This window comes from Paenibacillus sp. OK003 (genome assembly GCF_900109515.1).
Taxonomy (GTDB): domain Bacteria; phylum Bacillota; class Bacilli; order Paenibacillales; family Paenibacillaceae; genus Paenibacillus; species Paenibacillus marchantiae.
The window spans coordinates 71,477-84,214 of record NZ_FOBD01000019.1; the positions used below are offsets into that span (position 1 = coordinate 71,477).

A 12,738-nucleotide genomic window follows, 5' to 3' on the forward strand; every position below is an offset into this window, starting at 1 on the left:
GTCAGGAGTGTTGCGAAGGATGAGAAGGTATAATTTTTGGAGCCCCATTCTGCTAATTGCGGTTGCGCTGATTGTCAGAGGCCTGGTTACCAATCTGGGCGTTCTGTTCGGCATGTCGCATGATGCAGCAAGTAATATCGCAATTGTTGCCATGTTGATTGCTGCACTGATCATGTTTAATCGAATGACAAAGGCAAAGCGAAAATGAACTTATAATATTCGATATTAATCAAGAGAGAGGCACCCTTAGGGGTGTCTTTTTTGTGTATTGACGTTTCATTCATAACGTCTTAGACTGTTTATGAATAAAACAATAACATTTTTATGATAACGAAAATAACAAATGTGATTACTCCAATGGCTAACCCATCATTTTCCGAAAGGAGACCCATTCATGAAGATTATGGCGGCATGGTTTGCAGGCAAGCATGAAAAGGCAATGGATGTGGTGAGCAGGATGTGGGGACAGCAGGAGGGTTCGTGGATCGTTCCGCCGAGATTGGTAGAGTCTTCGTGGAACAGGGATCGAATGGCATTCAGGAAGCTGACTTTCAACGACAGATGAACATAATGAAGGACCGCTGGAGATGCTGTGCTCTGTCGGTCCTTTATGGCATTTGACGGAAAGCGGACAGAGAACCGGCATGAGAGGAGAGGAATCCAGTAAATACAACCGATTGGGTGAAGGCAGCAGCACAGGTCGTGCCATCACAACGTCAGCTGAAATGGCAGGAGATGGGGTTCTATGCATTTATTCATTTTACCATGAATACGTTTACAGATCAGGAGTGGGGAACGGGAAATGAAGATCCCGATATCTTTAACCCTTCTCATCTGAGTGCCCGGCAATGGGTTCAGGCGTGCAAATCTGCCGGTATGACCGGATTAATTCTCACATGCAAGCATCACGACGGGTTTTGTTTATGGCCAAGCCAGTACACGAAACATACGGTAGCCGCCAGCCCTTGGCGAAATGGTGCGGGTGATCTGGTGAAAGAAGTTGCCGATGCCTGCCGTGAAGGCGGGTTGAAGTTCGGTATCTATCTGTCTCCTTGGGACCGTCATGAAGCATCCTACGGAGATTCAGAGCGATACAATACGTTTTTCAAAAATCAGTTACGTGAGCTGTTAACCCAATATGGTGAAATTTTCTGCGTGTGGTTCGACGGAGCTTGCGGAGAGGGGCCGAATGGGAAAAGGCAGGTCTACGATTGGGATTCCTATTATGCGCTGATCCGGGAGCTGCAGCCAGAGGCTGTAATCTCGGTATGTGGACCGGATGTTCGCTGGTGCGGCAACGAGGCAGGTCATACCCGGACTTCAGAATGGAGCGTCGTACCTGCTTATTTACAGGATAACGAGAAGATCCAGGAGCAATCCCAGCAGGTGGATGATGGCGAGTTTGCCAGCAGAATTAATACGCAGGATGCAGATTTGGGGAGTCGGGAGGTGATCCGGCAGCATGAGGGCAAGCTCATCTGGTATCCCGCGGAAGTGAATACGTCCATTCGTCCGGGGTGGTTCTATCATGCAAGCGAGGACGATCAAGTCAAGTCGCTGGAGGAACTGCTTGGCATCTATGACGGAGCGGTTGGAGGCAATGCTAATTTTCTACTGAACCTTCCACCAGATCGACGCGGTCTTATTCACGAACAGGATGTTGAGCGGCTGCAGCAGCTCGGGAACTTTTTGCGCAGTACATATCGGCAAAGTCTGGCTGTTGGAGCGAGGATTCAGGCATCGGACACCATGGATGAAGAACATGCCGCTACCCAGGTATTGTGTGAGGAATCGAGTATGTTCTGGTGCCCATCTGAAGGAACTGAACTGGCTTGGTTGGAGGTGGAGCTGCCGGAGGAAAAGCGGTTCGACCGAGTCGTTCTCATGGAGCATATCCGTTCAGGTCAACGAATTGAACGTTTTACGCTGGAGGCAAAGGGAGAGAGTGGTGCTTGGCAGGAGCTGTATCGCGGCACGATTGTTGGTCACAAACGAATCTGTAGTTTCGAACCTTTTACCGCCAGAACCATTCGTCTGACCATTCATGAATCCAGATGGTATCCAACGTTATCCTGGCTGGGGGTATATCTGAGCAAACAAGAGGTGCATGAAGCTGGCGATTGAGCAGTAACATTTGTAGATAAGCCGATTTTGGAATCAACCCATGGAAAATAGAGTAGCAAACGATTATTGGTAATTGTATGATCTTATGGAAAAAGGTATATGTAAGGTAGAGCCACACACCAGCAGGAGAGGATGAGAGGATATGAAAGTAGGACTCAGCACATACAGTCTGCAACAGGCACTGGATGCCAAAGAATTGACTGTACCCGACGCCATCCGTTACATCGCCGAGCAGGGCGGAGAACATGTGGAGATTGTTCCGATCGGGTACAGCCTGATCGACCAGCCAGAATTAATTGACCAGATTCGCGAGGCTGCCCAAGACGTGGGAATTGATATCTCCAATTACGCAATAGGTGCCAACTTCGTTACAGGAGAAGGCCCGGATGCACTTGAAAATGAGATTGCTGCTGTCATGAAGCATGTAGATGTCGCTGCCGCACTTGGCGTTACGAGAATGCGCCATGATGTTGCATTTCGTCCTGCACAGGAAGGCGCTGTTGCCCAGTTTGAAGCGGACCTGCCTGTTCTGGTGAAGGCCTGTCAGCGAATTGCCGATTACGCTGCGAGTCACGGCATTACCACAAGTGTGGAGAATCATGGTTACTATGTGCAGTCCAGTGAGCGAGTCCGACGGTTGGTGCATGAGACGGCACGAGAAAACTTCAAGACAACGCTGGATATCGGTAATTTCCTTTGTGTAGATGAAGACCCGGTTAGCGCTGTGAAAAACAATATTCCTTATGCATCCATGGTGCACGCCAAAGATTTCTATCGGAGACCTTCCTACCGTAATCCCGGAGAGGGCTGGTTCCAGACGGCACATGGCAATTACCTGCGCGGAGCGATTGTGGGTCACGGAGATATCGACATGCCTGAAGTATTCCGTGTGTTGAAGCAATCCGGTTATGACGGATATATCTCTGTCGAATTCGAAGGTATGGAAAATTGCAAAACAGCATCCCGAATCGCGATGGATAACGTCCGCCGCTTCTGGGAGGAAGCATAAGCAGCGACTGTACTACTATATAAGTGGAATCAATTTTTATATGTAAGGCTGAAGTAACAGAGGTGAAGTTTGGAACTGTAGGATCGGTAGCGTCCGCCTTTGTCTGCGGATTTCAACTGCTGAGAGCAGTTGATACAAGAAATCTGTAGACAACAGCGGCCGAAAGTCCAAACATTCACCGTAGTTACGTTAAGCCGATTCTCATATGTTTTGATTCAACTGATATGACCATCATTCAACAGATTATGGAGGGAAAATCCATGTCCAAACTTAAAATTGCCGTGATCGGTGCAGGATCCATTTCCGATTTTCATTTACAAGCGTATGACAGTAATCCCGAAGTTGAAATATACGCCATATGCGACCTGAATGAGGCACGAGCCCAGGAAGCGGCGAAAAAATATAACGCTACCCATGTATTCACCGATTATAAGGAACTCCTGGCACTACCTGAAATCCATTCGGTCAGCATCTGTACCTGGAATGATACACATGCCGAGATCAGCATTGCAGCTCTGGATGCGGGGAAAAACGTACTTTGCGAGAAGCCGCTCTGTCAGACGGTAGAAGATGCGTTAGAGGTAGAGAAGGCTGTTCACCGCAGTGGAAAGCTGCTTCAAGTTGGCTTTGTACGCCGCTATAGCGACAATGCGCAGATCCTGAAGAAGTTCATTGATGAAGGCGAGCTGGGAGAGATCTATTATGCCAAGGCATCCTGTCTGCGGCGTTTGGGCAATCCGGGCGGATGGTTTGCAGATGTGGAGCGTTCTGGCGGCGGCCCATTGATCGATATTGGCGTGCATATTATTGATATCTCCTGGTATCTGATGGGCAAACCGAAGGTGAAAACCGTATCCGCGAATGTCTCCAATCGATTGGGTAACCGTGCCAATATCCGTAATCTGTCGTTCTACCAGGCAGCGGACTATGATGCGAACAAAAACACCGTAGAGGATATGGCGAATGCGTTGATTCGTTTCGAGAACGGGGCCAGCCTGCTGGTGGATGTAAGCTTCACACTGCACGCAAAGCAGGATGAAACCTCGGTCAGACTCTACGGCGATAAAGGTGGAGCCGAACTGGAACCGGAAATTTCACTGATCGGTGAGAAATTCGATACCATTTTGAACATGACGCCGCAGGTGGATTTCAAATCCCTTGATTTCGCAGGTTCTTTCCGTAATGAAGTCAATCATTTTATCGACAGTACCCAAGGGCGCAAAGAGACGTTAAGCCCCGTTGAGGATGGCGTTGAAATCATGAAAATCCTCTGTGCCATCTACGAGTCCGCACGAGAAGGACGAGAGATTTCACTGTAGATAGGGTGTTGCGATCCGAAAATGGAAACGCCGCTCAAAGTAGTGAGGTCTAACAAGTCTATACTTGTTGAACCAAACATTTCGCCGAAATGGAGTTAGAACCAATCTGAAGAATGCCTGCAATCGAAGTAATAGGCTTATAGGTCTTTATAATTTGAAACTAAACGTTTAAGCCAAAAACGGAGAGTGCAGAACCAATCTGAAGAATGCACTGCAATCGAAGTGACTGGACTTAATATGTCTTTTTTAGTTGAACGAAACATTTACACGATAACGGAGAGGGCGAAACAAATCTGAAGAAGCGAAGCGCTCGCCTTTATCCCCGGATTACCACCATTATAAAGTGAAATTAAAGAAAATCCGGGGATAACAGCGATCGGAAGATTGTTTTGACCGCGCAGTGACCTGTGTAACGCTACCTTTTCAACGTGTGACATTTGATCCGAAGGAGATGAACGGGATGAGCGAAACCAAAGATACGGTGCTGGAACAGGAAGAGCAGGTGGTCGAAGCCGGGGTGCATAACTTTAGCAAAGAAGAGGAATGGGTGAAGCCTGAAGATCCGTTGCTGAATGAACGCCTGGAGTGGTTCAAGGATCAGAAGCTGGGGTTGATGATGCATTGGGGTCCCTATTCCCAGCTTGGCCTTGTGGAGTCATGGGCGTTAAGTGACGAGGATGGCGATTGGTCGCGCAATGATATCGACTGGACTGACGACATGGAGCATTTCAAGCAGGAATACTTTGATCTCAACAAAACCTTCAATCCGATTCGCTTTCAACCTGAGGAGTGGGCACAGATGGCCGCTGATAACGGGTTCAAATATTTCCTGTTCACCACCAAACATCATGATGGTTTCTGCATGTGGGATACACATACCACCGATTATCGCATCACGGGCAAGGATACTCCTTTTCATACCCATAAGTATGCGGACATTTGCCGGGCGCTTTTTGACGCTTTTCGTGCCAAGGGGCTCGGGATCTCGGCTTACTTCTCCAAAGCGGACTGGCATACGCCATATTACTGGGCACCTGGCATGGAGCGGGGAAGCCATATGTGGCGTGGACCATCCTATGATCCGAAAGCGTATCCATGGCTGTGGGAGAAATTCGTGGAGTTCACGCATGAGCAAATTATGGAACTGCTGACCAACTACGGACGAATTGAATGTCTGTGGCTGGATGCAGGCTGGGTACGTGAAGGCCGACACGGTCAGGATATCCGATTGGGCGAAGTGGTGGAGCGAGCACGTCAAACAACTCAGCCGTGGCTCCTCGCAGCAGATCGCACAGTAGGTGGACCGTATGAGAATATCGTAACTCCGGAACAGACCATCCCTGAGCATCCAATGAATATTCCTTGGGAGAGCTGCATCACGGTGGGCAATTCCTTTGCGTTTGGATATGATGATCAGTATAAGTCAGCAAGACAGTTAGCGCATATTCTGCTTGAGGTCGTATCCAAGGGCGGTAATTTGGCACTGAATGTGGGACCACAACCGGACGGGCGCCTTCCAAAAGGGGCAGTGCGAAGCATTCAAGCCCTCGGAGAATGGATCGGCACTCACGGGGAGGGCATCTATGGCACACGGATTTGCGGACCTTACTTCACAGGAGAGTGGGCCTTTACACGTAAGGAAGATCTCAACGTATCGTATGCTTTCCGTCTGTACAGAAGCGAGAACGAGGCAGTACAATCACAGGTGATCATTCCATACATGGAAAAGGTGGAGCGAATTGAACTCGTCGGCACAGATGATGTGCTGTCATTCCAACGGACGGAAGATGGACTTGCTGTAGAGTTGCCACAAGCGGCAGTTACAGAAGTAGCACCTATCACGCTGACGTTCAGATTGTTCACAAACCAATAAATCTACACTTCAAATCCCGGGGGACTTTTACAGTCCTTCGGGATTTTTTGAGTTGGTGATTTTTGCGATATACCTATGCTAAAGGACGATTTCCCCTTGTCCGGCAAGGGTTTTGGGAATAAGGAGAGGTGGGAGAAAATTGCAAATTGATAAAAGAACACCGCTCAAGGTACTATCGATTTAAGAAAGCGTTACCTGACATTAATCTTTACACGGATGACGCTAATACAGAAAAATGAGTCAAAGAAAAGGATGTTTAAGGGATGTAAATGTAATGTATTATTACACTTAAGGTGTAGAAGGAGTGACGCGAATGAGTCGAGCTACGGAAAGCATACCTGCACTGGTGGAGCTCCAGCAAGGAAGGAATTACGCAGAACCTAAGCGACAGCATCCATTTATCAGAAGCCTCAAAAAGCATTGGGAGCTCTATCTACTGGTGCTTCCTCCCGTATTGTATCTATTGATCTTCAAGTACATTCCAATGGTCGGTGTACAGATTGCCTTCAAAGACTTCAGTGTCGTCAAAGGAATCTGGGGCAGCCCATGGGTTGGACTGAAACACTTTGAGGCCTTTTTTGAATCCCCGAACTTCTGGCTGCTGATCAAAAATACGATTGGGATCAGTTTCTACTCGTTACTCGCCGGATTTCCCATTCCGATCCTGCTGGCGCTTGCGCTGAATGAGATCCGAACAGGTTACTTTAAAAAGACCGTCCAGATGGTCACGTACGCTCCGCATTTTATCTCCACAGTCGTCATGGTATCCATTATCATTCTGATGCTGTCACCGCATGTGGGTGTTGTAGACAAGCTATTTACCTTCCTGGGTTTCCCGATGACCAACTTTATGGGCATTCCCGAATACTTCAAATCCATCTATGTGTGGTCGGGTGTCTGGCAAGGCATGGGCTATTCATCGATCATTTATATCGCGGCTCTCGCTGGCGTTGATCCATCTCTCTATGAGGCAGCGAAGATGGACGGCGCTTCAAGGCTCCGGAAAATTTGGCATATCGATCTTCCAACGCTCGTACCGGTCACCGTCATCATGTTGATTCTGAGTTTGGGCAGCATTATGGGCGTGGGCTTTGAAAAAATATATCTAATGCAGAATCCGCTCAACACGAGTGCTTCGGAAGTCATCTCCACGTATGTGTACAAGGTCGGTCTGATCGGGGCCAACTTCAGCTTCTCCTCGGCGGTAGGATTGTTCAACTCCGTTATCAACCTGATCCTGCTGGTTATCGTCAACGGCATTTCCCGCAAAGTATCCCAGAACAGCTTGTGGTAAAGGAGGAGCTCATCCATGTTCAACCTGATGAATCGTAACCGGATCAAGGACCCGCTCGGTGACCGTATCTTCATGACATTCAACTATATCTTTCTGTTCGCCATACTTCTAACAGTGTTTTACCCGCTCTTGTATATCATCAGTTCTTCGTTCAGCTCCTCGCGTGCCGTTACATCCGGTCAGGTGTGGCTGTTCCCGGTAGACTTTAACATCAAGGCCTATATCTCCATTTTCAAAAGCCAGCAGCTCATGCTTGGTTTCTACAACACGATCATCTATACCGTTGTAGGCACATTTATCAATGTGGCGCTAACGGTCATGCTCGCGTATCCGCTATCGCGCAAGTCGTTTTACGGACGGGGTGCCATCATTATTTTCATGATGATCACGATGTTCTTTGATGGCGGTCTGATTCCAACCTATCTCTTGATGAAAGACCTTCATCTGCTGGATACACGCTGGGCGATGTGGCTGCCAGGGGCGCTCGCAGTGTTCCAAGTTATCGTAGCGAGAACCTTCTTCCAATCTTCCATTCCGGAAGAGCTGGGGGAGGCGGCGGAAATGGACGGATGTCGGGACATCCGGTATTTGATCAGCGTAGTTCTTCCGTTATCAAAGCCGATTCTGGCGGTCATGACCCTGATGTATGCGGTGGGCCACTGGAATGCGTACTTTGATGCCCTGATCTATCTTCGTTCCGAGAAGCTGTTCCCACTCCAGTATGTGCTGCGCAATCTACTAATTCTAAACGCCGCAGACCCAGCAATGTTGGCCAATACGAGCCAGCAGCTAAGAGATCAGGGGTTCGAGCAGGTCCTAAAATACGCACTGATCGTAGTCGCCAGTATTCCTATTCTCATCATGTACCCGTTTGTGCAGAAGCATTTTGTTAAAGGGGTTATGGTTGGCTCGCTCAAAGGATGATGTTTGTCATCTGTGTCCGTTACGCCACTTGAAAGGAGGTGGGGGAACACTCCGGCTTCCGGGATAAGGTTTAACACGAGTACGTAATCAGAATGTTATGCCGTTTTCAACAAAAAGGAGGAGTCAGATTGAAAAAATCTTGGATTTCGATGTTGTTTCTGGTCTTTGCTTCGATGGCTTTGTTGTCCGCATGTGGTTCATCCGAGGATGCAGGTACAGGGAGCGACGGTAGCGGGGAGAGCGGTGGCCCGGTAACGATGACCTTCTTTGCCCCACAAGGTAAAGCGTCCATGGAAGAAAATGAGTTCACCAAATTTATCGAAGACAAGTTCGATGTTACCCTGAAATGGGATCTGGCCCCGACGGACGCTCTGCAAGACCGCAGACAGTTGTTACTGGCGAGTGGGGATTATCCCGAAGTGTTCCTCCATGGCAAGTTCACGACCTCAGACCTTCAAACGTACGGAAAACAGGGCGTGTTCCTCCCGCTGCAGGATCTGATCAAGCAGTACGGTCCGAACCTGTCCAAGATGATGGAGGAGAAGCCGTACTTCAAAGAAGCGGTAACTGCGCCGGATGGCAACATCTACGCTCTGCCGATTTTCAATGAATGTTACCACTGTACGTACGCTCAGAAATACTGGATTAACACCGAGTGGCTGGACAATTTGGGTCTCAAAATGCCTACCACGACAGAAGAACTCTACACGGTTCTGAAGGCGTTCAAGGAACAAGACCCGAATGGCAACGGCAAAGCCGATGAGATTCCACTCACCGGTGCACCCAACAAGTACGTATGGAATGGCAACATTGATGCCTATTTAATGAACAGCTTTATCTATAATGACAACGATAAATATTTGATTGTGAATGATGGAAAGGTTGATTTTGCAGCGAATAAGGAAGAGTGGAAAAAAGGGCTGGAGTACATGCACAAGTTGTATGCAGAAGGCCTGATTGATCCGGCTTCCTTCACACAGAACGATCAGGCAATCGGGCAGTTGGGTAACAAGGAAGGCGATGAAGTGGTCGGCTCCATTACGACAGCGCTGGTCAGCTACCTTGTGAACACGTATGACAAAGATATCACCCGCCACCAGCACTGGGACATCGTGCCTCCGCTGAAAGGGCCGGATGGCGTGCAGACGACAGGCGCTACGCAAAGCGTAGGTGAGTTCGAGTTCGCCATCACCAATAAAGCGACCGAAGCACAACAGATCGCTGCGATCAAAATTGTAGATTATATGTTCAGTGAAGAAGGCGCTTTATATGCAGAGTACGGGCCGACCGAAGGTAAAGGCTGGAAGAAGGCGGATGCCGATGAGAAAAACATCAATGGCGAGCCTGCCAAATACAGCTACTACAACCTGCCTGAGCGTGACCCAAATGTTGTAGTCAACGAGAGTTGGTCACAGATCGGAGCACATGACTTGTCCAATACGTTCCGCAATCTGTTTGCAGAAGGTCAGAACCCACTGGAAGCGGAGGGTTACGGTACACGTCTGGCGCAAGCAACCAATGTATATGAACCTTATGCGCCAAAAGAAGTCTATCCTGCGAACGTATTTATCCGTCCGGAAGATACAGAAACCGCTGCGCAGCTCACGACGGCCGTCAAGGATTACGTGATGACCAATATGGCTCAATTCATTATCGGCAGCAAAAGCATTGATAAGGAATGGGACGCGTATGTGAAAGGTTTTGATGGTCTGGGACTAAGCAATTACCTTGAGATTTACCAGCGTGCGATTGAGAAGAATCAATAAAGCTTGATGGATTCATGAATGAGGCTGTTCCGATGTCAACACAGGAATCGGGACGGTCTTCTCCTTTTGACAACCCCACTTCATCCGATAAAATTTACTGAATACTCATGGAAAATTAGCGACCAGATTGGCGCGGTTGTCATTCCAGCTTATGCAAAATGCTCATGCGTATAGAACAATGGTGGGGGGGCCTCGGAGATGAACAACAGTTGGTTTAGACGTTTGCTGCTATCGTATTTGCCTGTTTTTTTTATCGTGACCACAATCCTGTTTATTATCTTCTTTCAGGTATTCAATGAACAGAACCGGAGAGAAGCACTCAAGGCCAATGAATTTCTGGCGTCACAGGTAACGCAATATTTGGACAATTCACTGCGCTCCATCGACTTCAAGGTGCTGCGTGATATTTTGACCAATCCCAACCTGAAAAATTATTATTCGGTAACCGGAAGCGAGGATGTGTATGCCGGAATTCAAGCAGTCCAGGTTATTGATGAATTGAAAATAGAGTATCCGCTAATTGATTCCATATATCTGGTGAGATACAACGATGATACGGTATTCAGCAACGGCAAGGCCGTGCCGATTGAGGAATTCCCGGATGCCTCGTTTATCAAAGACAGTCGTGCTGCGGCAACGCAAAAGTGGGTGGGGGCGAGATCCTTTAAGGCATTTCCGACAGAGGAAGGAAAACAGGTCATTACACTCATTCGCGGTGTCGGAAACGGCACGGGTCTTGTGGTGGTTAACGTCGATCTGCCAACCTTGCAGAAATCCATTATGCAGATGTATGACCCTGAGTTCACCTTCGTGAATATCTTCAATCGCTCTGGCGGAAATCTGTGGGACGGAGGAATGCAGGATGGCATTACAGCAGTTTCTCCCAAAACAGACTCAGGGGAAGTGTTCTCCGAGTTTACATCCAGCTACAGTGGCTGGAAGGTACAGACGGGACTGAACAATGGTAAGATCGTCAAATTCGCCCTGAAATTTTATAATATCTGGTTTGTTTTTGCCGTTGCCGTTGTCCTGATTGGTGTGGTGTGGGTGATCTATGTGACACGAAGAAATTACAAGCCCATCCAGCAGATTGTCATGTTAATTGAAACGGTGGCATCGCAGAAACAGCCGGGTGCGGGTTATACGAAGGATAATGAGTTCCGTTTTATCCAGACCACGCTGGAGCGAATGATTGATCAAACCAAGCAATATCAGGAGGAGCATGAAGAGAACCTGATTTTGCAGAAGAAATATTTCTTTCAGGAGCTGCTGGAGGGTACGCGGGACTTTACGGGAAATGAACTGACAGCGGAGATGAGCAGGTTCAAGCTCCCGCAGTTAGAGGATCGATGGGCTGTGATTGTGGTGGAGATCGATCAGTATTCCCGGTTCATGGAGGAGTACCACAATCAGGATCAATCCCTCCTGAAATTCGTGTTATCCAGCATTCTGCAGGAGAGTGCAAGGCACGAGGGTACCGAAGTATGGGCAGAGTGGATATCGGATCAACGTCTGTATGCCATACTCTGGATTCCCGAAATGGAGAAAGGCGAGGAGACTGAGCAGAGACTGCTCTCCGGTTATCTTGACAGGGTTGGGCAGTATTTGAACTTCACCGTAACCATCGGTATTGGGAGAGTCGCAGTGGATGTCCGTGGGCTAAGAGCTTCGCTGAAGGAGGCGGTGCATGCCTTGGAATACAAGGCGGTGCTCGGCATGAATCGGATCATTCCATGCGGGGAGGTACCGAACTCAACCAATGATGTGTATGAATTCCTGAAGACGATCTCTTTGCTGGTGCAGGCGATGAGACTGTCGGATGATGAGTGGGAGAAGCATTTTGACCGCTTGTTCGAACAGATCCATGAATCTGTGCTCTCCCGCCAGGAGATTATGAATACGGTCCAATTGCTGTTCCAGCACTATAACCGGGAGTTCGCAGAACTTCCACGAGAGTATCAGGAGCGATGGGCATCTGTATTTACACCACTTCTTCCTAGGTTGGAAGGTTGGGAAACGTTGGATGATTTGCGCGCGCTGTGCTGGGAAGGCTTCTGTGAGCTGGCTGATGAGATGCAGACGCTTCATTGCTCTAGAAAACATAGATCTCATATTCTTGAAATTCGCAAGTATATTGAACAGAACTACAACAACCCCGAGCTGTCGCTGAATTATCTAAGTGATCTATTTGATATCAATCCGAAATATTTAAGCAAGCTATTTAAGGACGAGATTGGTGAGAAGTTCGTGGATCTTCTGATTAGTCATCGTATTGAGAAGGCGAAACAGCTCATGCTGGAGACGGATAAGGCCATTCAGGAGATCAGTGAGGAAGTTGGGTATACGAATTACAATTCCTTCAATCGGGCGTTCAAGAATGTGGTGGGTGTTGCGCCTAGCGACTACCGAAAAGCCATGTGAGCCCATGC

The 12,738-nt window shown here is 48.3% G+C and carries 10 protein-coding genes; all 10 read left to right on the forward strand.

Features of this window, described 5'->3' with window-relative positions; all coding sequences use genetic code 11:
- Positions 1 to 19: 19 nt before the first annotated feature.
- Positions 20 to 208, forward strand: a complete 189-nt coding sequence (locus BMW94_RS24775; protein ID WP_024629467.1) for a hypothetical protein — start codon at positions 20 to 22, stop codon at positions 206 to 208.
- A gap of 186 nt (positions 209 to 394) precedes the next feature.
- Entirely contained in the window at positions 395 to 565 is a 171-nt protein-coding gene (locus BMW94_RS30675) for a hypothetical protein (RefSeq protein WP_175480847.1), read from the forward strand.
- 170 nt (positions 566 to 735) lie between these two features.
- On the forward strand, positions 736 to 2,124 hold the full coding sequence (locus BMW94_RS24780; RefSeq protein ID WP_091001503.1) for an alpha-L-fucosidase: 1,389 nt from the start codon (positions 736 to 738) through the stop codon (positions 2,122 to 2,124).
- 142 nt (positions 2,125 to 2,266) lie between these two features.
- A complete protein-coding gene (locus BMW94_RS24785; RefSeq protein ID WP_091001465.1) occupies positions 2,267 to 3,133 on the forward strand; it encodes a sugar phosphate isomerase/epimerase family protein in 867 nt (288 codons plus the stop codon).
- Positions 3,134 to 3,393: 260 nt separating this feature from the next.
- A complete protein-coding gene (locus BMW94_RS24790) occupies positions 3,394 to 4,452 on the forward strand; it encodes a Gfo/Idh/MocA family protein (RefSeq protein WP_063566462.1) in 1,059 nt (352 codons plus the stop codon).
- 460 nt (positions 4,453 to 4,912) lie between these two features.
- The gene (locus tag BMW94_RS24795) at positions 4,913 to 6,325 is read left to right on the forward strand and encodes an alpha-L-fucosidase (protein ID WP_091001466.1); all 1,413 of its coding nucleotides are present in this window, start codon (positions 4,913 to 4,915) and stop codon (positions 6,323 to 6,325) included.
- Positions 6,326 to 6,638: 313 nt separating this feature from the next.
- Positions 6,639 to 7,619 carry an ABC transporter permease gene (locus BMW94_RS24800; protein ID WP_090811484.1) on the forward strand — a complete coding sequence of 327 codons (981 nt, stop codon included), beginning with the start codon at positions 6,639 to 6,641 and terminating at the stop codon, positions 7,617 to 7,619.
- Between the two features lie 15 nt (positions 7,620 to 7,634).
- Entirely contained in the window at positions 7,635 to 8,543 is a 909-nt protein-coding gene (locus tag BMW94_RS24805) for a carbohydrate ABC transporter permease (protein WP_231952803.1), read from the forward strand.
- A 128-nt stretch (positions 8,544 to 8,671) separates the two neighbouring features.
- Positions 8,672 to 10,309 carry a type 2 periplasmic-binding domain-containing protein gene (locus BMW94_RS24810; protein WP_091001467.1) on the forward strand — a complete coding sequence of 546 codons (1,638 nt, stop codon included), beginning with the start codon at positions 8,672 to 8,674 and terminating at the stop codon, positions 10,307 to 10,309.
- A 198-nt stretch (positions 10,310 to 10,507) separates the two neighbouring features.
- Positions 10,508 to 12,730, forward strand: coding sequence for a helix-turn-helix domain-containing protein (locus tag BMW94_RS24815; protein ID WP_091001468.1), 2,223 nt, complete (start codon positions 10,508 to 10,510; stop codon positions 12,728 to 12,730).
- Positions 12,731 to 12,738 lie beyond the last annotated feature (8 nt).